The 25140-nt window shown below is 51.5% G+C and carries 25 protein-coding genes and 1 tRNA gene; 7 read left to right on the top strand and 19 right to left on the bottom strand.

Features of this window, described 5'->3' with window-relative positions; genetic code table 11:
- Positions 1-43 precede the first annotated feature (43 nt).
- Positions 44-649 (bottom strand): ankyrin repeat domain-containing protein, encoded by a 606-nt coding sequence (locus ACVXHP_RS11055; RefSeq protein ID WP_085048781.1) that lies wholly within the window; start codon positions 647-649, stop codon positions 44-46.
- A gap of 391 nt (positions 650-1040) precedes the next feature.
- Here ACVXHP_RS11055 and ACVXHP_RS11050 point away from each other — a divergent pair, with 391 nt between their 5' ends.
- Positions 1041-1970, top strand: coding sequence for a LysR substrate-binding domain-containing protein (locus ACVXHP_RS11050; RefSeq protein ID WP_447571455.1), 930 nt, complete (start codon positions 1041-1043; stop codon positions 1968-1970).
- A gap of 35 nt (positions 1971-2005) precedes the next feature.
- Here the strand turns inward: ACVXHP_RS11050 and ACVXHP_RS11045 are convergent, their stop codons facing one another.
- From ACVXHP_RS11045 to pgaA, 6 genes are all read right to left on the bottom strand, one after another.
- Positions 2006-2278 carry a GNAT family N-acetyltransferase gene (locus tag ACVXHP_RS11045; protein WP_003033869.1) on the bottom strand — a complete coding sequence of 91 codons (273 nt, stop codon included), beginning with the start codon at positions 2276-2278 and terminating at the stop codon, positions 2006-2008.
- An 11-nt stretch (positions 2279-2289) separates the two neighbouring features.
- Positions 2290-2535: a 4Fe-4S mono-cluster protein YjdI gene (gene yjdI / locus ACVXHP_RS11040; RefSeq protein WP_160955400.1), complete on the bottom strand. Its 246-nt coding sequence runs from the start codon at positions 2533-2535 to the stop codon at positions 2290-2292.
- Positions 2536-2601: 66 nt separating this feature from the next.
- A complete protein-coding gene (gene pgaD, locus ACVXHP_RS11035) occupies positions 2602-3108 on the bottom strand; it encodes a poly-beta-1,6-N-acetyl-D-glucosamine biosynthesis protein PgaD (RefSeq protein ID WP_447571454.1) in 507 nt (168 codons plus the stop codon).
- Positions 3105-4439 (bottom strand): poly-beta-1,6-N-acetyl-D-glucosamine synthase, encoded by a 1335-nt coding sequence (gene pgaC / locus ACVXHP_RS11030; protein ID WP_447571453.1) that lies wholly within the window; start codon positions 4437-4439, stop codon positions 3105-3107. Before pgaC ends, pgaD begins: the two co-directional genes overlap by 4 nt.
- Complete coding sequence (gene pgaB / locus ACVXHP_RS11025) at positions 4436-6457, bottom strand: poly-beta-1,6-N-acetyl-D-glucosamine N-deacetylase PgaB (RefSeq protein ID WP_447571452.1); 2022 nt, start codon at positions 6455-6457, stop codon at positions 4436-4438. Before pgaB ends, pgaC begins: the two co-directional genes overlap by 4 nt.
- Positions 6458-6466: 9 nt before the next feature.
- Positions 6467-8929, bottom strand: a complete 2463-nt coding sequence (pgaA, locus tag ACVXHP_RS11020) for a poly-beta-1,6 N-acetyl-D-glucosamine export porin PgaA (RefSeq protein WP_447571451.1) — start codon at positions 8927-8929, stop codon at positions 6467-6469.
- A gap of 805 nt (positions 8930-9734) precedes the next feature.
- On the opposite strand from pgaA, the gene ACVXHP_RS11015 reads away from it, so the two are divergent.
- Complete coding sequence (locus ACVXHP_RS11015; protein ID WP_447571450.1) at positions 9735-10271, top strand: N-acetyltransferase family protein; 537 nt, start codon at positions 9735-9737, stop codon at positions 10269-10271.
- Between the two features lie 207 nt (positions 10272-10478).
- Here the strand turns inward: ACVXHP_RS11015 and ACVXHP_RS11010 are convergent, their stop codons facing one another.
- The 3 genes from ACVXHP_RS11010 to actS all read right to left on the bottom strand — a co-directional run bounded on the left by ACVXHP_RS11010 (position 10479) and on the right by actS (position 12031).
- Positions 10479-10802, bottom strand: a complete 324-nt coding sequence (locus ACVXHP_RS11010) for a hypothetical protein (protein WP_137361290.1) — start codon at positions 10800-10802, stop codon at positions 10479-10481.
- A 317-nt stretch (positions 10803-11119) separates the two neighbouring features.
- A tRNA-Gly gene (locus tag ACVXHP_RS11005) sits at positions 11120-11193 on the bottom strand.
- 79 nt (positions 11194-11272) lie between these two features.
- Positions 11273-12031 (bottom strand): amidase activator ActS, encoded by a 759-nt coding sequence (actS, locus tag ACVXHP_RS11000; RefSeq protein ID WP_447571449.1) that lies wholly within the window; start codon positions 12029-12031, stop codon positions 11273-11275.
- A gap of 166 nt (positions 12032-12197) precedes the next feature.
- Here actS and idi point away from each other — a divergent pair, with 166 nt between their 5' ends.
- The gene (idi, locus tag ACVXHP_RS10995) at positions 12198-12746 is read left to right on the top strand and encodes an isopentenyl-diphosphate Delta-isomerase (protein WP_447571448.1); all 549 of its coding nucleotides are present in this window, start codon (positions 12198-12200) and stop codon (positions 12744-12746) included.
- An 85-nt stretch (positions 12747-12831) separates the two neighbouring features.
- Here idi and lysS read toward each other — a convergent pair whose 3' ends face one another.
- From lysS to xerD, 5 genes are all read right to left on the bottom strand, one after another.
- The gene (gene lysS / locus ACVXHP_RS10990) at positions 12832-14349 is read right to left on the bottom strand and encodes a lysine--tRNA ligase (RefSeq protein WP_006686909.1); all 1518 of its coding nucleotides are present in this window, start codon (positions 14347-14349) and stop codon (positions 12832-12834) included.
- 9 nt (positions 14350-14358) lie between these two features.
- Positions 14359-15457 (bottom strand): peptide chain release factor 2 gene (gene prfB / locus ACVXHP_RS10985; RefSeq protein ID WP_100194817.1). Its coding sequence is split into 2 segments (ribosomal slippage): positions 14359-15381 and positions 15383-15457, totalling 1098 coding nucleotides; the frame shifts between segments, so codons are not numbered across the junction.
- A gap of 91 nt (positions 15458-15548) precedes the next feature.
- Positions 15549-17282 (bottom strand): single-stranded-DNA-specific exonuclease RecJ, encoded by a 1734-nt coding sequence (gene recJ, locus ACVXHP_RS10980; protein WP_200008971.1) that lies wholly within the window; start codon positions 17280-17282, stop codon positions 15549-15551.
- A gap of 5 nt (positions 17283-17287) precedes the next feature.
- Positions 17288-18001 carry a bifunctional protein-disulfide isomerase/oxidoreductase DsbC gene (gene dsbC / locus ACVXHP_RS10975; RefSeq protein ID WP_316129875.1) on the bottom strand — a complete coding sequence of 238 codons (714 nt, stop codon included), beginning with the start codon at positions 17999-18001 and terminating at the stop codon, positions 17288-17290.
- Between the two features lie 23 nt (positions 18002-18024).
- Complete coding sequence (gene xerD, locus ACVXHP_RS10970; protein WP_038633475.1) at positions 18025-18921, bottom strand: site-specific tyrosine recombinase XerD; 897 nt, start codon at positions 18919-18921, stop codon at positions 18025-18027.
- A gap of 113 nt (positions 18922-19034) precedes the next feature.
- On the opposite strand from xerD, the gene fldB reads away from it, so the two are divergent.
- Positions 19035-19556, top strand: coding sequence for a flavodoxin FldB (gene fldB / locus ACVXHP_RS10965; RefSeq protein WP_038633478.1), 522 nt, complete (start codon positions 19035-19037; stop codon positions 19554-19556).
- 100 nt (positions 19557-19656) lie between these two features.
- On the opposite strand, the gene ACVXHP_RS10960 is transcribed toward fldB, so the two are convergent.
- Together ACVXHP_RS10960 and sdhE are read right to left on the bottom strand one after the other, a co-directional pair.
- Entirely contained in the window at positions 19657-20055 is a 399-nt protein-coding gene (locus ACVXHP_RS10960) for a protein YgfX (protein WP_200008972.1), read from the bottom strand.
- Complete coding sequence (gene sdhE, locus ACVXHP_RS10955) at positions 20036-20302, bottom strand: FAD assembly factor SdhE (protein WP_016154349.1); 267 nt, start codon at positions 20300-20302, stop codon at positions 20036-20038. The genes ACVXHP_RS10960 and sdhE overlap by 20 nt, the downstream gene beginning before the upstream one ends.
- Positions 20303-20558: 256 nt before the next feature.
- Between sdhE and ygfZ the strand changes: the two genes are divergently transcribed.
- Positions 20559-21539 carry a tRNA-modifying protein YgfZ gene (gene ygfZ / locus ACVXHP_RS10950; protein WP_447571447.1) on the top strand — a complete coding sequence of 327 codons (981 nt, stop codon included), beginning with the start codon at positions 20559-20561 and terminating at the stop codon, positions 21537-21539.
- Positions 21540-21630: 91 nt separating this feature from the next.
- Here the strand turns inward: ygfZ and trhA are convergent, their stop codons facing one another.
- On the bottom strand, positions 21631-22290 hold the full coding sequence (gene trhA / locus ACVXHP_RS10945) for a PAQR family membrane homeostasis protein TrhA (protein WP_038633489.1): 660 nt from the start codon (positions 22288-22290) through the stop codon (positions 21631-21633).
- Between the two features lie 163 nt (positions 22291-22453).
- Positions 22454-22765 carry a N(4)-acetylcytidine aminohydrolase gene (gene yqfB, locus ACVXHP_RS10940; RefSeq protein ID WP_042310876.1) on the bottom strand — a complete coding sequence of 104 codons (312 nt, stop codon included), beginning with the start codon at positions 22763-22765 and terminating at the stop codon, positions 22454-22456.
- 52 nt (positions 22766-22817) lie between these two features.
- Here yqfB and ACVXHP_RS10935 point away from each other — a divergent pair, with 52 nt between their 5' ends.
- Both ACVXHP_RS10935 and bglA read left to right on the top strand, forming a co-directional pair.
- The gene (locus ACVXHP_RS10935) at positions 22818-23546 is read left to right on the top strand and encodes a MurR/RpiR family transcriptional regulator (protein ID WP_447571521.1); all 729 of its coding nucleotides are present in this window, start codon (positions 22818-22820) and stop codon (positions 23544-23546) included.
- Between the two features lie 120 nt (positions 23547-23666).
- Positions 23667-25100 (top strand): 6-phospho-beta-glucosidase BglA, encoded by a 1434-nt coding sequence (gene bglA / locus ACVXHP_RS10930; RefSeq protein WP_447571446.1) that lies wholly within the window; start codon positions 23667-23669, stop codon positions 25098-25100.
- Positions 25101-25140 lie beyond the last annotated feature (40 nt).

Raw genomic sequence — 25140 nt, 5'->3', positions numbered from 1 at the left:
GTACGCATCGCCGTGATGGCGTAGCGATAGCGGCGCTCCTCTGTCAGGCTCCGGCGGCAATCAGCAGCTCGGCAATTTCGTGATACCCTTTCTCCCGCGCCAGTTCCAGCGGGGTTTTACCATATTTATCCGTCATATGCGGGTTAGCGCCATGGTCGAGCAGCAGCTTGACGATCTCCTGCTGCTTCGCGCCGCCGTCATTAAGCACAATGGCTTCCAGAAGCGGCGTCCAGCCAACAAAGTTGGTATGGTTAACATTGATATCAGTACGCAGCAGCAGTTCGCGCACGATCTCCACATGACCTTTTTCACTGGCTGGCGTAATGCCTACGCCGCCAAAACGACTCAGGCAGTTAAGGTCGGGGTTAGCAGGTAATACGGTACGCAACAGCGTTAAATCGTTAGTCAGGCAGCTAATCAGAAAAGGATTAAAACAGGTTTGGTCCTGTTTATTAATATCGGCACCAGCGGCAATCAATAAAGAAACACAGTCATAATGCTTATTCAGGCTGGCAATAATAATGGCGGTACGTCCCTGGCGGTTCGTGGCATTAATATCCACATTTTTTGCCAGACAGGATTTTAATCCATCGGTATTACCTTGCTCTGCCGCCAGCAGAAATTCAGTAATGAGTTCTTTCTCTGACATAATTGCTCTCCTGCAGTTTTTTAGACTTTTTAAATATCCGATAAGCTGAGAATAGCAACAGAGTGTAGAGAATAACATCCGCTTAAATTTCATTCATCGTAAGCGTGTCAATTATTGAATAAAATTTAACAATGAGAGCAAACCGTGCTGTAGTGCAATCTTTCCCTTATGGCTGGGGCGTTTTTTGCCACTCATTACTAGTCCGGCAAATCAGGCGGTATGCTGCACAGATAGCGGCCTGCAATTAATATGCAGAAGTGTGATTGCCTTCAAATCAAATGTAAAACTAGTGTTAAATTCTGTTCAAAACTGATTGCTCTGTATAAGGATTACAAATACATTCAACAATCATTATGTGGCGGGGCTTGTTGGTAGCCTGAGGGGAGAAAAGATGAATTCCATTTTTACCGAGGAAAATCTGCTGGCATTTACCATGGCTGCCCGCTACAGCAGCTTCAGCAAGGCTGCGGAGGAGCTGGGCTTAACCACATCGGCAATTAGTTACACCATTAAGCGCATGGAGATGGGGCTCGATGTAGTGCTGTTTACGCGTAGCACCCGTAGCATTGAGTTGACCGAGTCTGGTCGCTATCTGTTTCGCAAGGCCACCGACCTGCTCAACGATTTCCACGCAATAAAGCGCAGCATTGATACCATCGCTCAGGGCATTGAAGCCCGGGTGCGCATCTGTATTAACCAGTTGTTGTACACTCCACAGCATACGGCCCGACTGCTGCAGGTACTCAAGAAACAGTTCCCTACCTGCCAGATAACCGTTACCACCGAGGTGTATAACGGCGTCTGGGATTCGATCATCAACAACCTTGCCAATATCGCCATTGGCGCGCCCGATACGTTGCTGGACGGCGGCGGGATTGACTATACCGAGATCGGCGCTATTCGCTGGTCGTTTGCCATTGCCCCAGATCATCCGTTGGCTTTTATGCCTGAACCGATTTCTGAGAGCCAGCTGCGTTTGTATCCGAATATTATGGTGGAAGACACCGCCCACACCATTAACAAAAAGGTCGGGTGGCTGTTACACGGACAGGAGTCGATTCTGGTTCCCGATTTTAATACCAAATGTCAGTGCCAAATTCTGGGCGAAGGCATCGGTTTTTTACCGGACTATATGGTGCGCGAAGCGATGGAACAATCGCTGCTGGTCACGCGCCAGATCCACAACCCACGTCAGGATTCACGGATGCTGCTGGCGACCCAGCATTCGGCAACCGGTCGAGTCACTCAGTGGATTAAAAAAGAGTTTGGCCCGCAAGGGGTACTGACGGGCATTTATCAGGATTTGCTGCATCGGGAGTGATATGCCGGATAAGACTATCCGGCGGAAATCAGACTTCAGGCGCGAATATCGTCGTACTCGCGAGTTTTATCAAATTCATGTTTGGCAAACGGACACAGCGGAATAACTTTGCGATTTTCAGCCCGCATTTTCTCCACCACCTTCGCCACCAGCTGTTTGCCGACGCCCTGACCTTTCAGACTGGGGTCAACATCGGTATGTTCAATGATGCTCAGATGCTCGCCCGTCGGCACAAAGACAATCTCGGCAACCTGATTGCCTTCGGCATCGTTGACATAAAATTTGTTGTGGCCTGCAAGAATTTCCATGGTTCCCTCACTTATTTCTGGCGATATTTCAGCGCACCGCTTGGACAGGTATCGATGACCTTAATCACCGTCGCGACATCCACTTCATCGGGGATTATCCAGGGTTTGCGTTTCAGATTGAAAAGCTTCGCGCTTCCCCGCACGCAGTTCCCTGAATGCTGACATATCGCCGTGTTGAAGTAGACGTCAATCTTCTCGCCGGTATAGGCCCGGTAACCTGCTTCCAGTAGTTCCTTTTCCACGACATTGCCTCGCATTTTTTATTGTCTGAGTCTAATCATAGACCGATGCGAAGCTGAAGGAAGTGGTGGGTAGCAGAAATATCACTCAGTCCCTTTCTGTAACGATGGCTCCCGCTCCGGCGGCAAATATTCCAGCATTGCAGGCGTCGGCGGCGGCAGGCGGTTATCGGCGATGTGCTTGTCCACATCGATATGACTGATTTCGCCATTCTCATGATGATGGACCGTCAGCACCCTCGCTTTGTTCAACTCCGTAACCAGTTCACGGGTAATGCGTAAACTTTCTGCCAGCTCATGGTGTTCCAGTCCTGGTCTGCGGCTGCGACGCTCCACCCGAAAACGAAACTGGTTGTATTTCGCCCAGCCGATCAGCACCAGTCCGTTGAGCAGCGCGACAAGGATATAAAACGTGACCGTATCCAGCGTGGTGAAAAAGGGACGCACGCCCATATACGGTGAATGCGCCAGGGCCGTGATCAGCCCTTTATAGATCAGGTATAAAAAACCAACCCAGGCGATGACCGTCAACAGCACGTCGATGATGCGCGGCAGTAGACGCCGTTCCGTAAAGATCAGTGGCTGGCTCATGATTCGATCCTCCCAATTCCACGGTCAGGACTCACCCAGCGCACCCTGCCGCGTTTGCGTTTAAGCATTACTTTCGGGAAAGCCACCAGCGTAGTGAACAGGCTTAGCATCCAGTACACCACCGGGAACCAGATAATCCAGAACAACGAAGCGCCAATACCTTTTTCATAGCGTCGTTCAATCATCAGGCTCACCGCAAACTGCAATAAGCAAACCACACCGAGAATAAGTCCGGTAAAGGCTGGCGGGAACAGATGCTGTACATACAGCGAGTCCGGCATCGGGATCATCAGTCCCAACAGGAACAGCACGATACTGATCGCATAGGCAAACGACCAGGCGGTAGAAAAACAGAATTCGAGAAACAGCGGCCACATGCGGCGGAACTCCCACGACCACAGACGACGCATGTTAACGATAAACACCTCCGCCCCTCCTTGCGCCCAGCGCAGGCGCTGCTTCCACAGCCCTTTTAAGGTTTCAGGCATCAGGATCCAGCACAGTGCGCGCGGCTCAAAGAATACCGACCAGTGGCGCAACTGCAGCTTCCAACTGATATCGATATCTTCGGTGATCATATCCGGGCTCCAGTAACCCACCTCGGCCAGCGCGCGACGACGAAACGCCGCAACCACACCGGAGACGGTAAAGATCTGACCATAGACTCGTTGAGTACGCTTAATCAAGCCGATAATGGAAGAGAACTCCCCGACCTGCACACGACCAATTAGCGTGGAACGGGTACGAATACGCGGGTTGCCGGTTACCGCACCAACGCGTGGGAACTGGATCAGCGGGGCCACAATATAGGCCACGGCATCACGATCCAGTAACGCATCACCATCAATACACACCAGGTAATCGCTGCGCGCAGCGGCTGCACCGGTCTTGAGCGCCAATGCTTTGCCCTGATTTTCAGCCAGATGAATGACGCGCAGGCTGGGGTATTCAATCGCCAGTTGTTCCAGAACGTCGTGCGTGTCGTCCGTTGAACCGTCGTTGATGGCAATCACTTCGATGTTCTTATAGCGCTGCGACAGTGCGGCCTCAATGGTTTCGCGCGCGTTGATCCCTTCGTTAAAGCAGGGAATCAAAATGGAAACCAGCGGATTTCCCTCCAGCGTCGGTGGCGGTGTATCGTCTCCCCATTTCCAGTGACGCTCACGATAAAACCAGAAATAGACCCCGCCGCTTATCCATAATGCAGACATGAATAAAGGCCAGAAGAAGACGAAGTTCAACATGACTTCACCTGTAAAGATGACAGCCACGCCAAACGGCAGGCTGAACATCAGGCAAAGTATCAGGAAAGCAATAATGCGATCGGTCATTTTTGCGGGTACCAGTATGAGGAGAACGTCGAGCGAATCTCTGACATCTCAGGTTTGTCGCTGATGAAATCATCCGGATAATAGCCATAGTTACCTGCACCACTAAGTTTCAGCTGGCGCATCCATTCGGCTATTTGTTTTCCGCTGATTTCTGCTTCGTCCCCGGATTTACGCCAGTCTCGTGCCTGCAGTTCAAACACGGTTTTGTCCAGCGCGCCGGGCGTTTGTGCAACGGCATTCACTAATCTGTCGAGCCAGGCGTTGGCATCATTAGCCGGGATCTGCTCCATGAATGGCATCGCCATGGGTGCCGTCCAGTCATAGGTATTGAGGAAATCATTCAGGTTTTGCGCAAACCAGGCTTCACTTTCAGGCTCCAGTACCGGCATGGCGTATATATTGCGGGCAGTTTGCACCTGCGGACCGCGAATATTGCGCACTGAGCGGGTCAGCTGTTTGGTGAAGTCGATCAGCATCTTACTTTTCAGGCGCGTCCAGCGCTCAAAGGTCTGCGGGTTGCTACGGATTTGCTCAATACTTCCCGGAAGACCTGCGGCGCGGTAGGCGGCTAACGCCTCCGGTGACGCATCTTCAAAGTCCGTCAGGAAAGCATCGTCGTGGAACAAAATCCCTTTAAAGCTGGCATGCTTCGCCAGGTCTTCATAGATTTCAGTGATGCGCTTACGTGCTTCGCTGTCCCAGGGAGACAGACGCACATAGTTCTCGCGGTTGATCGCAGTGCGTCCTGTTTTCGGATCCCATGCCGTCACGCGTGGAATGGAAGCGTCGAGGTCGAAAGCCAGTACCGGCATCCAGGCATACACCGTCACCCCGGCCCGCGTTTGTAACTGCCAGGAGATATAGTTAAAGAGATCGGCACGCATCGGCAGCCAGCGGTTAGGGAAATAGAGTTCGCGAATATTCCCGTCGCCTTTAGGGTCGGCGTACGCCTGCAGGAAAACATGAGAAATGCGCATGTCATACACACGCTGGATCAGCTTGTCGATGTTTCGCTTCTGCTGAGCAGGATCTTTGTCATATACGTAATCCAGATCGACGTGCATGACGCGCATCGTTTGCGGTTCACGTACCTGAGCGACCTGGCTGGCAAAGCGCTTGAGGGACGGGTTATCAGAGATCAGTACGCGCGGGATATCATCCAGAAACGCGGCGTTCGCCAGCCCTTCATTGAGCGTAAAGGCCATCTTATAGCCATGTTCTTTGGCCAGGTTTAAAGTGGTGCCGTTAGCCGCACCGTAAGGCCACACCCACGCGCGCGGCGACTTCCCGGTTACCGATTTAATCTTATTGGTGATCAGCGAGATATCCGTATTAATGCGACGATTGTACTGTTCGTCGGTTTCGTAAGTGCCGGTTTTCTTATCGAACAGGCGATTCGCCACCGCGGGCTCTTTACTTCCTTGCGGGTTCGCCTCAGCGCCGAAATGCGAGTTCCAGGTGTGCGCTCCCACTTCCACCAACGGCGATTTGCCCATTTCCTCGACCATCTTCCAGGTGGCAAATTTATCTCGCGCCGTCATCAAGCCACCAAAATCGACTTTTTTATTGGCTGGAGAATCAACCCAACTGCCCACTGGAGCCCAGAGCGCAGGCCAGTTGTAGGCTTTCAGCAGCGGCCAGACGCGGGTATAAAAACTGCTATATCCATCGTCAAAGGTGAGTAAGACCGCTTTTTCCGGCAACACAATTTTACCGTCATGGGCGTCCAGAATTTGCTGTACGCTGATCGGGTTATAGCCATTATCACGCAGCCAGGCCATTTGGTCGCTCAACGCGCTGGTGCGCACGGAGAGATAGCGCTGGTCTGCTGCGCCATCCTCAACATCATGGTAGCCGAGCACCAGGAAGCTGTTTTTCGGCCATGGATGATCTGCCGTCAACGGCGTTCTCTCTGCGGGAGGAACATAGCGAGGCGTTGTATTGTGCGCGCTACTGCACGCGGTAATCATCAACCAGCCAGCGATTAATGCGCTAAGCCACAGGCATCTTTTCAGCATGAACAATCCTTAAAACCTGACATTTAAATCGAAAGCGAGGGAGATATTCCGCTCACGTTTACCGTCATAGGGGCGTTTATCCCAAACCAGCATCACCCCGCCATCTACGACGTTGTTCCATTTGAGCCGTTGTCCATATCCCACCTGGACGATAGCGCCTACATCTTCACCTTGCTGCCAGTAGCCACCCACTCCGGCGATGCCTTGCTGTGTCCACACGGTGTCATAGTGGCGGTAAAGAACCTGCTCCGCACTCAGGCCTGGTACAACGGAAAAATCACTCTTCGGGTTGTAATACGGCACATTTTCTTTGGTGTTGGTGCTTCCGCCGATACCCGGGGTAAAGTCCAGCGTAAAGCGCGGCGTGGTCCACATGCGCTCTTTTCCGCTCAGCCCATATTCGATGCGATCGTTACCATCCGAGAAATGTGATGCGGCAAACGACAATTGGTATTCACGTCGTTCGTTTTGATACCAGCGAACAAACATATCGCCGCCGTTGGCATACACGCCGCTACGCAGCGCACGCAGTGGCGTGTTGCGCGAAAGACGCTCGGCCGAACCGCCAACGCGCCAGTTATCGTTGAAGTCATGCCAGCCGGATAGACGCCCACCGATCTTCTGACCATCACCATAATTTCGGCCAGACACTTCCATTTCGGCCCAGTAATCACGGGAGGTCCATTCCGCACCTGCCGCCAGATCGCGGCTGATCCCCTTCCCTTCCTCAAACTCGCCGGTCGCGAAGTTGAATCCGGTAAACAGTCGCCAGTTGTCGTCAATTGGCGGGCTGTAAATCGCCGTGTTGATGTTGAAATCATTCTTACCGCTGACCGGGCTATCGGACGAGATCCCCTGCGTGCCGCTAATACGCACTTCCGACATTTTATGCACATCACGAATGCGTGCGAGGCGCAGCGTCGCTTCATCATCCGGGCTGCGAGCAATAACGTCATCCGTCAGTTCATCGGCCTGCTTCCACTCCTGGAGATCCAGCGCCACATAGGCCTGCTGACGCTCCAGCTCCAGGTTACTCGGCTCAATCACTTCCGCCAGCTTAAGCTCTTTCTCCGCCGCATGCGGCAGTCCCCGCGCTTCCAATACAGAAGCATAGGATATGCGCAGCCCTTGGTTACCCGAGCCTGTTCGCGCCAGATGCTCTGCGAGTTTTTCTGCCTCCGGCAGTTCATTGGCTGCGATATGATATTGCGTCAGCAGCGACTGTCCGAGCAGCCAGTTGTCGTTTGGCTGCGGCGTTGGCGAACCATAGATACGTCGCAGGTACGGACTGTCTTTGATTAATGCATCGACCTGTTTTTTCGCCGCATCAAAGTTTTCATTATCGATATGCGCATAGAACAGATCCTGTTGATCCTCAGGACCGAGCGGCGTAACCGGAATCGGTCCGTTCGGATAGTAGATGCTCATCAGCATCGCTTCGGTTTTTTCCGGCTGACGTTCGCTTAACCATGCTGATGCTACCCAGCGTTTTGCGTAGTTTGGCACCTCGCCGCTCGCAGACAGCGATTCGTATTCTTTAATCACTTCAGAAGTGCGTTTACGGACCAGTAAGGCGCCCATGCGGTCAATTCTGGCCCGACGGACATCATTCTGCGCAGTAGGCTCATCTTTCCAGGCAGCCAGCAACTGGTCATAGCGGGCCAGCGCTTTATCGGCCACGATAAAACGCTCTTCTTCATTACGCGCAGAGGTATAAGAGGAACGTACCATTTCAGCAGCCGCATCAAGCTCAAGGCGACGCTTCACCGGGTCTGCCGTTGGTACCACCTCTGCCATATTTAAGGCGGGCCCGGAAACGCGGTTTGCTGACAGCGCAGACAGCAATGTGGATTTTGCATTTTTATTGCCCGGATCGACGTCATCCGCCTGGCTGGCGACTAACAATGCATCCCAGTTTTTCCCCTGCGAATGATAGACATAGGCAAGTAACGCATCAGAATCAGCCCCGGGATGCGCCTGCGCCCATTTATTCGCTTCAGTAAGGGCTTGCTGATTGTAGCGAGCATCCGCCAACGTCATTATCCAGCCGGTACGTACATCAACGTTATCAGGTTCTTCCTGTAAAACACTTTCCCAAACGGCTAAAGAATCATTCCAGTTCTTCTGATTGCGATACGCTCGTGCAGCGGCGACTTTGCCCCGGGCAGGTACATTCATCTGTCCACGATACTGCTGCCAGATTGCAATTGTGGTTTTATCGTTGTTATCGACCCAACTGGAAACCTGCAACCAGTCGGCAACCTGATTTGGCGTTAGCGCACTTTTCTTTCCCTGATCCTCAAGGAAACGTAATAGCGGTGCACTATTACCTCCCCGTGCTTCAATAACCAAAGCATCATAATCTGATACCGCCGCAGAGATTGGCATAGGGAAAAGAACGCTTGCCGTAAATAAACAGCTTACAGACTTAAAACGTTTAATGAAGTTGGCATGTCGACGCATACTTAACATATCTGCCCTTATATCTTACATCAGAGTAAAAATAAGCGTTTTCAATAAGTTACAGTCAGTCCCTGACGATTGCCGACCATGTAAGACGCACTACCGCTTATTTCGTAATAGGGTTATGAAGCAATTAATTCTTTTGTCTTATTGACTACCCATGCCTCATCCTCTAATCCTTGGAAAGGAGGCATAAACTCGAGAATTTTATCACCCAACGTAGTTCGTGGCTATGTGATAAGATAATACTTAGGCAAAAAAAGTATTTTAAACCAAATTATCCTAATACTCTTGGGATTGCATTCTGAATTGAGATTAATTTTCCGTGACGAAGCCATATGACGATGCAACTATTGTTGGGTAACATAGCTACCCTCCGCAACTGTTTGCACGGTAACTATTTGGTATGAATAGAGAAAGTTCTGATAACGTCCGCTCTGATAAACATAGAAATAACGAGAAAAACACTATAACGTAATTTCAGGTTCCAGGCAGTGTTGATGAAATAAAATTAAGAGTACAGCCACAATAAGAATTAGGTACAATTATAACGCAATGAAATCAAAGTGTTTTATCAATTCACAATTGAGTAGTAGTATTTTTTCATCCGGCCATATCGATGTGGACAATTATCAACTTCTCTATTTACGCCCCTGACTTGCTATTGATAGCATCAACCACAATCAATTCTTTAGCCTTATAATTAACAAGCCTACTTTCATTGTGAACTCCAGATTGAAACATAACTTTTTGCGCTTACCTTCCCTCCGGACTTTCAGGTAATCTGAAAAAAGACGCCAACCGGAGCTGGTCAATGAAAATCGTTAATGCAGAAGAAAAACACATCCCCGCCATACGCGATATTTACGCACATCATGTTCTTCACGGTACCGGCAGCTTTGAAACTGACCCACCGGATACCCATGAAATGCTGGCTCGTCTGGAAAAAATCCGCAGCCTGGGGCTGCCGTGGGTTGTCGCTCTGCAGGAAGACAAGGTCATCGGGTATTGTTATCTCTCCCGCTACCGCGAACGTTATGCCTACCGCTATACCCTCGAAGATTCAATTTACATTGACCCAACGGCACAGCGTCAGGGGGCGGGGAAAGCATTACTGCGCCATGTTATTGACTGGGCCGAAACGCAGGGTTATCGACAGTTGATCGCCATCGTCGGCGACAGCAATAATCAGGGGTCGCTGAAAGTCCATCAGCAGGTCGGATTTACAGAAATAGGCACGCTGAAAGATATTGGCTTCAAGCATGGCCGCTGGCTTGACACAGTTTTACTGCAACGAACCCTGGGCGAAGGAAATAGAAGTATTGAAGATGACCGACCAATAACCCTTTGATAATAAGGCTCAAAGAAAGGCAGTCATTAGGACTACCTCTTGGTCATACGCGGACGGAGGGCAGGAAATATTCCTCAGGGTGACCACAGAACAATAGGCTTTAACGATCTGGCCCCCTCGTCCTTTAATCTCAAGGGGGTAGTTGGATAAAACTCAGTGTTTTTTTGGGAAATGTAACCGCTTTAGGGATGACAATTAATTCAAAGACTATTCGGTACCCTTTTTGTTCTTAATACACTGATATGTTACAGAATCTATCCCTTCAATTGCCCCACCACTATTCATATATGAGCTATCATCTAAAGGTCTTGCCGAGTCAAATTCCCACCCTTGGCATATTACGGTGGCGCGATTCTGGGCCTCCTCACCAAATGCTGGGCTCCACCACATTGGAGTGGATGAAGTGTAATGGTAGGCCATAGTAACAGTACCCTCTGATTTATTCGCGTTGGCCGTATACATCGAAGGGTTCATGTTACATCCTGATAATGCAAACAAAGATGTTACAATAAAAGCAATTTTAATATTCATTTCATCACCATTAACATTTAATTTATTAAAGCTTGTTTTAATATCTGGAGCAAAATTTACACCTCTACATCCTTAGCACCTTTGATAGCTGGCTTTACGAGCAACTGCCGCTTTACGTGACGATGCATTGGGATTAAGGCCCTCAATAGATACTGTTTCGCGAGTAAAGATAAAGATTTGTCGAATGAATAGTATTGCTTTGAATCATGCTTATAAGCTAATAAGGGTTACACAATATGTTGCCGTCAACTGCAGCCGGGAAGCATTAAGCCGTTTCTTAGAGGGATTCAATGAACCAGGTAATGAAAGCAGGGTTATGGAGCGGGCGAAGGGAATCGAACCCTCGTATAGAGCTTGGGAAGCTCTCGTTCTACCATTGAACTACGCCCGCATTGAAGTGCGTAAGGGATTATAAACCTTACGCTCTTCTTGGCAAGGGACTAACCGACTGACTGGCGATTAATTCACCGTCAGCATTTGGGCTTACTGCCCTGCGGGGGTAAATAACGCAGCGGATCGATAGCCGTTGCGCGATAACGGATCTGGAAATGCAGCCGCACCGTCGTCGCATCCGTGCTGCCCATCGTGGCGATCTTCTGCCCGGCTTTCACGTTTTGACCGTTGTTCACCAGCATGGTGTCATTATGCGCATAGGCAGTGATGTAGTCCTCACTGTGCTTGATCATGATGAGGTTGCCGTAGCCCCGCAGCTGATTGCCAACATAGACCACCTTCCCTGCTCCGGCCGCGTAAATCGGCGTACCGCGCGCAGCTGAGATATCAATGCCCTTGTTACCACCGTCCGCCGTGGAGTAAGGCAGGATCACCTTACCGCTGGCAGGCCATTGCCAGCAGCGTTGTCCTACCGGCGGCCATGACGACTGAGGCACGGAAGAAGACGGTCTGACTGCCGCCGTTTTGGTAGAGGATTTCGAGCTTGTTTTACCTGAGGAAGTCGTGGATTTCGCGCCGCCGCTAACCTTTAGCTTTTGCCCCACTTCAATGGTATAGGGTGGAGAAATGTTGTTCAGGCGAGCGATCTCTTTCACGCTGGTGCCAGTGGCGCGTGAAATACGGTATAGCGTATCTCCCCGCTTCACGGTATACACGGAGCCGGAATAACTTCCTGCGTCAGACGACTTACTCCCGGAACAGCCAGATAGCAGCAGACCGACACACAGCAGCATCGCGACACTCAGGCCATTTTTCTTCAGGCGTCCTGCACTCAAAACAATACCTCGCAACATTTTCAGACGCTTTATCATAGCAGCCAGAAACCGGATGCCAAATCATATCGCGTAACGAACCCTCGGCGCTGGCATTTCACACCCACGGTTAATCAAACTGTCTTAATTAAGCATATAATGTGGGTGCTTAAGATTGATGGTGGACGCTATGCGACAGGAACATGTCATTTTATTGAATGAGCAGGGTCAGCCCTGTGGGACGCTGGAAAAGTATGCGGCGCATACCGCCACAACGCCTCTGCACGCGGCTTTTTCATGCTGGATATTTAACGAGCAGGGCCAACTGCTGGTTACCCGCCGCTCACTGCACAAAAAAGCGTGGCCAGGCGTCTGGACCAACTCTGTCTGCGGCCACCCACAATTGGGTGAATCCACCGAAGCCGCTATTGTCCGCCGCGCTAGTTTCGAACTGGGTGCAGACATTGACTCGCTCAGCTCCGTGTATGCTGATTTTCGTTATTGTGCCACGGACCCGAGCGGAATCGTGGAAAACGAAGTATGCCCGGTGTACGCCGCACATATCATGAGTCCGCTACAGCTAAACGCAGATGAAGTAATGGATTACCAGTGGAGCGATCTGGAGGATGTGTTAAGCGGGATCGACGCGACGCCGTGGGCATTTAGTCCGTGGATGGTAATGCAGGTTTCAAACGATAAGGCGCGAGAATTACTGCGCAAGTTTGCCAACGGGAATTAATTGCCTGATGGCGCTATGCTTACCTGGCCTACATAACGAATCGTAGGCCGGATAAGGCATCAGCCGCCATCCGGCATTTCACATCTTACTTAACCGGGCGCATCGCCGGGAACAGGATCACGTCGCGGATGGTGTGGCTGTTGGTGAACAGCATAACCATACGGTCGATACCAATACCCAGACCCGCAGTCGGCGGCAGACCGTGTTCCAGAGCGGTAACGTAGTCTTCGTCGTAGAACATCGCTTCGTCATCACCCGCATCTTTGGCGTTAACCTGATCCTGGAAACGCTGCGCCTGATCTTCTGCATCGTTCAGCTCACTGAAACCGTTACCGATTTCACGTCCACCGATGAAGAATTCGAAGCGATCGGTGATTTCCGGGTTTACGTCATTACGGCGTGCCAGCGGAGAAACTTCTGCCGGGTACTCGGTAATGAAGGTCGGTTGAATCAGGTGCGCTTCCGCGACTTCTTCGAAGATCTCGGTCACGATACGGCCCAGACCCCAGCTCTTCTCAACTTTGATGCCGATAGATTCAGCGATCGCTTTAGCAGAGTCGAAGTTATCCAGATCGGCCATGTTGGTTTCCGGACGGTATTTCTGAATCGCTTCGCGCATGGTCAGTTTTTCGAACGGCTTACCGAAGTCGAAGACTTCTTCGCCGTAAGGCACTTCGGTGGTTCCCAGAACGTTCTGCGCCAGCGTACGGAACAGTGATTCGGTCAGTTCGATCAGATCTTTGTAGTCCGCATACGCCATGTAGAGTTCCATCATGGTGAACTCTGGGTTATGACGAACTGAGATGCCTTCGTTACGGAAGTTACGGTTAATTTCGAACACGCGTTCGAAGCCGCCAACCACCAGACGCTTGAGGTACAGTTCCGGCGCGATACGCAGGTACATATCCAGATCCAGCGCGTTATGATGGGTGATGAACGGACGCGCAGCGGCACCGCCAGGGATCACCTGCATCATCGGGGTTTCCACTTCCATAAAGCCGCGACCCACCATAAACTGACGGATGCCAGCCATAATCTGTGAACGCACTTTAAAGGTATTGCGGGATTCATCGTTAGAGATGAGATCCAGATAGCGCTGACGATAACGCGCTTCCTGGTCCTGCAGCCCGTGGAATTTATCCGGCAGCGGGCGCAGCGCTTTCGTCAGCAGACGCAACTCGGTGCAATGGATGGACAGCTCACCGGTCTTGGTCTTGAACAACTTACCTTTCGCGCCGAGGATATCGCCCAGATCCCATTTTTTGAACTGCTCGTTGTAAACGCCTTCCGGCAGATCGTCACGAGCAACGTACAGCTGAATACGGCCGCCAACATCCTGCAGCGTAACGAATGATGCTTTACCCATAATACGGCGGGTCATCATACGGCCAGCAACGGATACCTCAATGTTCAGCGCTTCCAGCTCTTCGTTTTCTTTCGCGTCGAAGTCAGCATGCAGTTGGTCTGAGGTATGATCGCGACGGAAATCGTTCGGGAACGGGATCCCCTGCTCACGCAGGCTCGCCAGCTTCTCACGGCGCGTTTTCAGTTCATTGTTAAGGTCGGCTACCGCGTCAGCGCCCTGTACGTGTTGTTCAGACATGTTGGTTCCTCATAATCCTGCTTTCAAACTTGCTTCGATAAATTGATCCAGGCTGCCATCCAGCACCGCCTGCGTGTTACGGGTTTCAACCCCGGTACGCAGATCTTTAATGCGGGAGTCATCAAGGACATAAGAACGAATCTGGCTACCCCAGCCGATATCTGACTTATTGTCTTCCATCGCCTGTTTCTCGGCATTCTTCTTCTGCATTTCCAGTTCATAAAGCTTCGCTTTCATCTGCTTCATGGCCTGGTCTTTGTTTTTGTGCTGGGAACGGTCGTTCTGACACTGCGTCACAATCCCGGTCGGGATGTGGGTGATACGCACCGCCGATTCCGTACGGTTAACGTGCTGACCGCCCGCACCAGAGGCGCGATAAACGTCAATGCGCAGATCCGCCGGGTTGATGTCGATGTCGATATCATCATCAACTTCCGGATAGACAAACGCGGAGCTAAACGACGTATGGCGGCGACCGCCGGAGTCAAACGGGCTCTTACGTACCAGACGGTGTACGCCGGTTTCAGTGCGCAGCCAACCGTAAGCATATTCGCCAGCAATTCTGATGGTCACGGATTTAATACCCGCCACTTCACCTTCAGATTCTTCAATAATTTCAGTCTTAAAGCCGCGAGCTTCAGCCCAACGCAGATACATACGCATCAGCATGCTTGCCCAGTCCTGCGCTTCCGTACCGCCGGAGCCAGCCTGAATATCGAGATAGCAATCTGCGCTGTCATACTCGCCGGAGAACATACGACGGAATTCCAGCTGCGCCAGCTTATCTTCCAGGGTATCGAGTTCTGCTACGGCTTCGTTAAAGGTTTCTTCGTCGTCGGCTTCTACAGCCAGTTCCAGCAGGCCGGAGACATCTTCCAGGCCCTGGCTCATTTGGTCGAGTGTATCGACGATAGCCTCAAGGGAGGAACGCTCTTTACCCAGCGCCTGCGCGCGTTCGGGTTCGTTCCATACGTCCGGCTGTTCCAGCTCGGCGTTTACTTCTTCCAGACGCTCTTTCTTGGCATCATAGTCAAAGATACCCCCTAAGAACGTCAGAGCGCTCCGTGAGGTCCTGAATGCGGTTATTTACCGGATTAATTTCAAACATTGTCTGATTTCTTTTATTGGACTAGTCAAAATGCGGTTATAAGAGCGGGATTGTAACTAATCCACGCCCTTTTTTATAGCGATTAGTGACGCTAAAGTGGCCAGATATTATCGATTATTAGCTGCAAACTGCGGTTGCCGCGAAACTCATTAATATCCAGTTTGTAGGCCAACTGAACATCGCGCACGCCGTTGTCCGGCCAGCAACTGGTATCAACGTTGAAGGCAATTCCGTCCAGCAGAGGTCCGCCGCCAACCGGCTCCACCATCACCTTCAGATGACGCTCACCCACCAAACGCTGCTGAAGCAGACGGAAATGCCCATCAAACAGCGGTTCCGGGAACATTTGCCCCCACGGCCCAGCATCGCGCAGCATTTGCGCAACCTCCATGGTCATCTCCGCGGCGCTTAGCGGACCATCTGACACCACTTCACCCTGCAGCAAGGCGGGATCCAGCCACTCGGTTACCAGCTCGCCAAAGCACTGCTGGAAACGCTCAAACTGAGCCTCTTCCAGCGACAAGCCCGCCGCCATAGCGTGACCGCCAAACTTGAGGATCATGCCGGGATAAAGGGTATCCAGGCGCTCCAGCGCATCGCGCATGTGCAGCCCCTGAATCGAGCGGCCGGAGCCTTTGAGCGTACCGTCGCCGGCAGGAGCAAACGCAATCACCGGACGATGAAAACGCTCTTTAATGCGTGATGCCAGAATCCCGACTACCCCCTGATGCCACTCAGGATGGTACATCGCCAGGCCGCCCGGTAGCGTTTCGCTACTGCGCTCCAACTTTTCACACAGGGTCAGCGCTTCCGCCTGCATCCCCTGCTCAATTTCTTTGCGAGTCTGATTGAGCGCGTCCAGTTCATTAGCCAGCACGCGTGCCTCACCAATGTTGTCGCACAGCAACAGCGCCACGCCGACGGACATATCATCCAGACGGCCAGCGGCATTCAGCCGTGGCCCGAGCGCAAAACCTAAATCGCTGGCCACCAGCTTAGCCGGTTCGCGGTTGGCGATTTCCAGAAGCGCCTTGATACCCGGACGGCAGACGCCCGCACGAATACGGGACAAGCCCTGCCAGGTCAGGATACGGTTGTTAGCATCCAGCGGAACAACGTCCGCCACGGTCCCCAGCGCGACCAGATCGAGATATTCCACAATCTTCGGTACCGCGATACCACGCGCGTCAAACCAGCCCTTACTCTTCAGGTGATTACACAGCACCAGCATCAGGTAGAACGCCACGCCCACTCCCGCCAGCGATTTTGACGGGAAAGGACAGTCCGCAAGGTTTGGGTTCACAATGGCGTCGGCATTGGGCAGTATTTCCCCCGGCAGATGGTGATCGGTAACCAGAACGCGGATACCCAGCGCATGCGCATGATCGACCCCGGCGTGGGAGGAGATCCCATTATCCACCGTCATGATCATTTGTGCGCCGCGTGCATGGGCCTGATCGACCACTTCAGGGCTTAAGCCGTAGCCGTCCTCAAAACGGTTGGGAACCAGATATTCCACGGTATTACAGCCCATCGCCCGCAGCGAAAGAACACTTAATGCAGTGCTGGTCGCGCCATCTGCATCAAAATCGCCGACCACCATGATGCGTAGGTTTTTCTCAAACGCGTCATGCAGCATCTCAACCGCTTTTTCCACACCCGTCAGCGTCTGCCAGTGCAACATCCCTTTCAGGCTTCGCTCCAGATCGTTAGCCGTTCTCACGCCGCGGCTGGCGTATAAACGACGCAGCAATGGCGGCAGGTCGGCAGGCAGCTCGGTTGTCTCGTCGGCTTCACGCCGACGAAGTTGTATCTTTTGTTTCACGCGAATTATTTACCGCTGGTTTGTTTTGCATGTGCGTCGAGGAACTCTTTCATCTCTTTCGGGCCCTGATAGCCAGGCACGACATAGCCGTTGCTCAGCACAATCGCCGGCGTGCCGCTAACGCCAAACTGCACGCCCAGCGCGTAGTGGTTAGCGATGTCCACATCACAGGTCGCTGGTTTCACGTCCTTGCCCGCCATCGCGTCATCAAAGGCTTTGTTTTTATCCTTCGCGCACCAGATAGACTTCATGTCCTGCTCGGCCTGGCTTTCCAGACCCTGACGCGGGAAGGCCAGATAACGAACGGTGATCCCCAACGCATTATAGTCTTTCATCTCTTCATGCAGCTTGTGGCAGTAACCACAGGTGATGTCGGTGAAAACGGTAATGACGTGTTTTTCCTGCGGCGCTTTGTAGACGATCATCTCGTTTTCCAGCGCGTTCAAATGCTTCATCAGCAGCTGGTTGGTGACATTCACCGGGCTTGCGCCACTCACGTCGTACATCGGTCCCTGAATAATGTGTTTACCGTCTTCGGTCACGTACAGCACGCCGCTATTAGTCAGTACGGTTTTCATGCCCGCCACAGGAGCAGATTGAATCTCGGTGCTCTGGACGCCCAGCTTCGCCAATGACTGGCGAATCGCCGCATCGTCTGCATGTACCATGCCGGAAAACGCCGTTGCCAGCAGGGTGAACATCATAAAACGTTTTTTCATAACCTATCCTATCCTGTCAGCACTCACGCTCGCGGGTGATGCTGTTGATGAAGTTGACGCAAGCGCTCCGTTGCGACATGAGTATAAATCTGTGTTGTCGAGAGGTCGCTATGCCCCAGTAGCATCTGCACCACGCGCAGGTCAGCGCCATGATTGAGCAAATGCGTGGCAAAAGCATGCCGCAGGACGTGCGGTGACAGCTTTTCGCTGTCGATTCCCGCCAACACAGCATAGTGTTTAATACGATGCCAGAAGGTCTGACGGGTCATCTGTTGCGCCCGCTGGCTGGGAAACAGCACATCAATCGATACACCGTTGAGCAACCATGGACGCCCATGTTCCAGATACGTTTCCAGCCAGTACACCGCCTCTTCACCCAACGGCACCAGGCGTTCTTTGTTACCTTTACCGATCACCCGAACCACGCCCTGACGTAGGCTGACGTCACTCATCGTCAGTCCCACCAGCTCAGATACGCGCAGACCTGTTGCATACAATACTTCCAGCATCGCTTTGTCGCGGAGCTCCAGCGGTTGCTCAATCAGCGGCGCCTGCAACAGTCGCTCAACCTGCGCTTCACTGAGATCTTTGGGCAGACGCTGCGGAAGCTTCGGTGATGCAAGCGAGGCGCTGGGATCGTCTTCACGAAATTTTTCGCGGTACAGATGCTGAAAAAAGCGCCGTGTGGCACTGAGCAAGCGAGCGGAACTGGTGGCTTTATATCCCCCATCCATCCGCTCGGCCAGCAATGCCTGCAGATCATCGCTCTGCGCCGTCGCCAGCGAGACGCCACGGTGATGTAACCATTCGACAAGCATGGTCAGATCGCGACGATACGCACTTAATGTGTTTTCCGCCAGATTTCGTTCCAGCCACAGGGCATCAAGAAACTGCTCGATGCGCGCCAGATCCTGTTCCACTCGCGCCCCTTATTCCACTCTCATTTTTGATGCATTATGCCTCATTGTGCCGGGATTGCGGCGATTCTGTTACACTACCCGCAACGCTACAGCAGAATTGAGATGTTTACGTCATGAACATGGGTCTTTTTTACGGTTCCAGTACCTGCTACACCGAAATGGCAGCAGAAAAAATCCGCGATATCCTGGGTCCCGAACTGGTGACACTGCACAACCTCAAAGACGATTCCCCGACCTTAATGGAGCAGTATGATGTGCTCATTTTGGGCATCCCGACCTGGGATTTCGGTGAAATTCAGGAGGATTGGGAAGCGGTCTGGGAGCAACTGGACGACCTCAACCTGGAAGGCAAAATTGTCGCGCTTTACGGGATGGGCGATCAGTTAGGATATGGCGAATGGTTCCTGGATGCGCTGGGTATGCTGCACGATAAACTGGTCACCAAAGGCGTCAAGTTTGTCGGTTACTGGCCAACTGAAGGCTATGAATTTACCAGCGATAAACCCGTCATTGCTGATGGACAGCTGTTTGTTGGTTTGGCGCTGGATGAAACGAACCAGTACGATCTCAGCGATGAACGCATCCAGAACTGGTGCGAGCAAATTCTTGGGGAAATGGCCGAACACTGGTCCTGATAATCGAGTTGCCGGATGGCGGCGTGAACGCCTTATCCGGCCTACCTGGCGCATCAAACCGAAGGCCTTACCGCTGCACGCCATCAGGCATTCGTTGGCATTATCCCTGCTGCAGCATTAACCGCCGTAAATCTCGCCACTCAGCCTCATCCATACTGTCTGCCGCCAGCCACAAATGCTGGCGTTTCCCGGTATCTGAACGCAAACGCAGCATCATGCCCGTTTTGACCATCCAGGGCGCGCTAACGATAGACCACTCTTGCCCTTGCCAGCGCAGACGACCGTCCATCAACAGCCTAATCTCGCCCTGACAGGCGTTAATTCTACGTTGGCTGCGTACGCTATCGAACACCACCAGAGAGAGCAGAACCATCCATAATGGGGTGTAGCTCAAAGGCCAGGGCATCAATAAAATAAATACCGCGACCAGCCCATGAACGAGCAACGAAAGCCACTGCGCGCGCCACGAAACGCGTAAATCAGATTGCCACTGGACCACGTTCCCGATTCCGTGTCTGGATAAGTCGCACCATCTGCTCCAACTGAGCATCAGCTGGTTTCCCATGATTCATCAACCAGTTAAATAAATCTGGATCGTCACATTCTAGCAGACGGATAAAGATACGTTTTTCTTCGTCACTTAAGCTGTCATATTCATGTTCGAAAAACGGCATGATAGAGATGTCCAGCTCACGCATACCGCGGCGGCATGCCCAATGAATACGTGCTTTGTTATTAATATCCATGTTCTTCTTCCTGTCTCGCGAAAACGAAGTATCCGGCTATTGTAACGTGTTTTTCACGCGCTTTTGCGGGAATATCAGTTAACGGAAGCGCGTTCGCTAAATAAAACCGCATTAAGTCAAAGGATTCATCATTTTTGGATGTCTCCTCGCAAAGCTTACTATATGGCACAAATAGCCTGTTTAAACCGCTTGCAATGGGCCATAGCTCTTTTACCATTAGTCATTATCACGGCGTTAAGCAAATCAGGACATTATTATGGCTTTTACATCTTTTCCTCCCCGCCAGCCTTTTGCGTCAACGCGTTTACCTCTGACGCTAATGACGCTCGATGACTGGGCGCTCGCCACCATTACCGGTGTCGACAGTGAGAAATATATTCAGGGTCAGGTCACGGCTGATGTCAGCCAGATGACCGAGCATCAGCACGTGCTGGCAGCCCATTGTGATGCCAAAGGTAAAATGTGGAGCAATCTGCGCCTGTTCCGTAACAGTGACGGTTTTGCATGGCTTGAACGCCGCAGCTTGCGCGATGCGCAGCTTACAGAACTGAAGAAATATGCGGTCTTCTCAAAGGTGGTGATTGCGCCGGACGACGAGCGAGTTCTGTTGGGCGTAGCGGGATTCCAGGCGCGAGCGGCGCTGGCCAATCTCTTTAGCGAATTACCGAACAGCGATAAACAGGTCATTACCGAAGGGGCTTCCACAATACTGTGGTTCGAACACCCTGCCGAGCGTTTCCTGCTGATTGTTGATGTTGCAACGGCGGAAAGCCTGGTTGAGAAACTGCGCGGTGAAGCGGAGTTAAATAACAGTCAACAGTGGCTGGCGCTGGATATCGAAGCGGGTATTCCGGTCATTGATACTGCCAACAGCGGACAGTTTATTCCCCAGGCGACCAATATTCAGGCGCTGGGCGGGATCAGCTTCAAAAAAGGCTGCTATACCGGTCAGGAAATGGTGGCGCGCGCCAAATTCCGCGGCGCCAACAAACGCGCCATGTGGACTCTGGCAGGTACGGCCAGCCGGGTGCCGGATGCAGGCGAAGACCTGGAACTGAAAATGGGTGAGAACTGGCGTCGTACCGGTACCGTACTTGCCGCAGTACAGCTCGCTGATGGCCAGATACTGGTGCAGGTCGTGATGAATAATGACATGGAAGCCGACAGCGTGTTCCGCGTTCGCGATGACGCAAAAACGCTGCATATCGTACCGCTGCCGTATTCGCTGGAAGAGTAAAAGCTTAACGCCGGATGGCGCTACGCTTATCCGGCCTACAGGCACATTTTGTAGGCCGGATAAGGCGTTAGCCGCCATCCGGAATCAAGGGTTACGCCTGTCCAACATACAAATAAATCGCCAGGAAGTGGCAAACGCTGCCGCCCAGTACAAAGCCGTGCCAGATCGCGTGATTATATGGAATGCGCTTACAGACGTAGAAAATAACGCCCAGCGAATACACCACACCACCAACGGCCAGCAACGTCACGCCTCCCGCCGCCAGCTTAACCGCCAGTTGATACACCACAATCAGCGATAGCCAGCCCATTGTCAGGTAGGTCACCAGCGACAGAACCTTAAAGCGGTGCGCAATAGTCAGTTTGAATAAAATACCGAGCAGCGCCAGGCTCCAGATAACAATCATCAGTCCACGTGCCAGCGGTGAATCAAGCCCCACCAGCAGAAATGGCGTGTAGGTCCCGGCAATCAGCAGATAGATCGCGCAGTGGTCGAATTTTTTCAGCCAGACCTTCGCTCTCTGATGGGGGATTGCATGATACAAAGTTGAGGCGAGGAACAGCAGGATCATGCTGCCGCCGTACAGGCTATAACTGGTAATCGCCATAGCGCTGGCGTTGGTATCCACTGCCTGGACCAGCAACAACACCAGCCCGACAATCCCAAACACCAGCCCGATACCGTGACTGATGCTGTTGGCTATTTCCTCTGCCAGCGAATATCCCTGCGCGATTAATGGTTTCTGAACCATAGCTTACTCCCGAGAAACGAACACTTTCGTGATTGCTCCTCTAGCGTAACTGAGAATGGTTCCAGTGAACACATGTTAGCTGTATTATTTATCTGAAAATAAATAATCCATAAAAATCATATAATTAATTTTACCTTTTCAGCTAACAAGCGTACGCATTAAATCAAATGCATTTAAAATCAATAACATAAAACTGCGTTTGATCCGGGTAAATCTCGGCGATCACGTGTTTCAGTTCTTCAAGCGACATGTTTTCCTGTTGGGCATGTTTTTCGGTCAGCGTATCCAGCGTGACGGTTGACGTGCCAACAACTTCAATCGTGCAGAAGTATCCCTCATCTTCAAAGCGTCCAACCCGTAGAATGTCACCGGTTTTGAAGTGTGATTCGGACTCGTCACGAATGGTGATGGTTTTGCGTCCCGCCAGAATGTCATCCTGGAAACGCTGAAAAAAAGTGATGTCATTTGGCTGCATGTTATTATTCCCTGTAGATGAAGTCTGATGAGTGAGTTTTGCCATTGTGAGTATGTTCTCCCACGCTGCCATCGCCAGTCTCAACAATCTTGAGATGCTGATCTACAACTATGTCATCAAAAATCGTGACAAAGTCATGTACATGACCATTCGCGAACTCGCCGAGGCCGTGGGCGTTTCCACTACTACCGTACTGCGTTTTTGCCGCAAGCTTAAGTGTGAGGGTTACTCAGAATTTCGCCTGCGTTTTAAATTATATTTAGAGCAGAATGAACCGCAACAGGCTAATTTCGGCGCCAGCGAAATTATCAGCTTTTTTAAAAGCGTCAATAACGACGAGTTCGATAATCTGCTCGATCAGGCTGTTGATATTATATTATCTTCGGAACGTATTATATTCGTCGGAGCAGGAACATCAGGTGCGCTTGCGAAATACGGCGCGCGTTTTTTCTCAAACGTCGGGAAATTCAGTAATCATATTGACGACCCTTATTTTCCGGTAACCAATGACATGGCCAGAAACGCGCTGGCAATCGTGCTTTCCGTCTCCGGTGAAACAGAAGAGATCCTGCGCTTTGCCAGTCAATTCAGCCTGCACAACTGTAAAGTGCTCTCTGTAACCAGCCATGAACACTCTCGTCTGGCGAAAATGGCCGACTTTAATCTCTCCTGGCACGTTCCACAAACGCGCATTGCCGGAGTATACGATATTACCACGCAAATCCCCGTTATTTATATTCTGGAATCACTTGGTCGCAAGCTGGCGAAAAGAATAGCGTAAAAAAACGATCTGTTTTTTTGATGTAACAAATCACATTAACGCTATTTTGTTATATCGTGACATTTAGATTTGCTTTGTTAGACTCAAAATCAGATTGTATTAATTTGAGACTGAGCGCAGATGAAAAAACTTACCTTAGCAAAAGATTTTTTATGGGGCGGCGCGGTTGCGGCGCATCAGGTCGAAGGCGGTTGGAACAAAGGTGGCAAAGGCCCCAGCATTTGCGACGTACTGACTGGCGGGGCACACGGCGTTCCTCGAGAAATCACTCAGGAAGTCGTACCCGGTAAATACTACCCCAACCATGACGCCGTCGATTTTTACGGTCATTACAAAGAAGACATTAAGCTGTTTGCCGAAATGGGCTTCAAATGTTTCCGTACCTCCATCGCATGGACCCGTATCTTTCCCAATGGGGACGAAACCCAGCCGAACGAAGAAGGGCTAAAGTTCTACGACGACATGTTCGATGAATTACTGAAATACAACATCGAACCGGTGATCACCCTTTCCCACTTCGAAATGCCGCTACATTTGGTTCAACAGTATGGGAGTTGGACCAATCGCAAAGTTGTTGATTTCTTTGTTCGATTTGCCGAAGTCGTTTTTGAGCGTTACAAACACAAAGTCAAATACTGGATGACCTTCAACGAGATCAATAACCAACGAAACTGGCGCGCACCGCTGTTTGGCTATTGCTGCTCCGGCGTGGTGTATACCGAGCATGAAAACCCAGAAGAGACCATGTACCTGGTGCTGCATCACCAGTTCGTGGCCAGCGCGCTCGCAGTGAAAGCCGCACGCCGCATCAATCCTGAAATGAAAGTGGGCTGCATGCTGGCAATGGTGCCGCTCTATCCGTTCTCCTGTAAGCCCGAAGATGTCATGTTCGCCCAGGAGTCAATGCGTGAGCGCTATGTCTTCACTGACGTCCAGCTACGCGGCTACTACCCAAGCTATGTGCTGAATGAGTGGGAACGTCGCGAATTTAACATCAGGATGGAAGACGGCGACGAGCAAATCCTGCGTGAAGGGACCTGCGACTATCTCGGATTCAGCTACTACATGACCAACGCGGTGAAAGCGGAAGGTGGTAGCGGTGATGCCATTTCCGGTTTTGAGGGCAGCGTACCGAACCCGCACGTCAAAGCCTCCGACTGGGGATGGCAGATAGATCCGGTCGGTCTACGCTATGCCTTATGTGAGCTGTACGAGCGTTATCAGAAACCGCTGTTTATCGTTGAAAACGGTTTTGGCGCCTACGATAAAGTGGAAGAAGATGGCAGCATCAACGATGACTACCGCATCGATTATCTGCGCGCCCATATCGAAGAGATGATGAAGGCGGTAACCTATGATGGCGTAGACCTGATGGGATACACGCCGTGGGGCTGTATCGACTGCGTCTCGTTTACCACCGGGCAGTACAGCAAGCGCTACGGCTTCATCTACGTGAATAAGCACGATGACGGCACGGGCGATATGTCACGTTCACGTAAGAAGAGTTTTGAGTGGTATAAAGCGGTAATCGCCAGCAACGGCGAGAATCTGTGATTTTTAGCCGGATGGCAGCGTAAACGCCTTATCCAGCCTA

It is taken from the genome of Citrobacter freundii complex sp. 2025EL-00176 (genome assembly GCF_053309355.1).
Note: the sequence above shows the minus strand (reverse complement) of the source record. Positions and strands in the feature narration are given on the sequence as shown.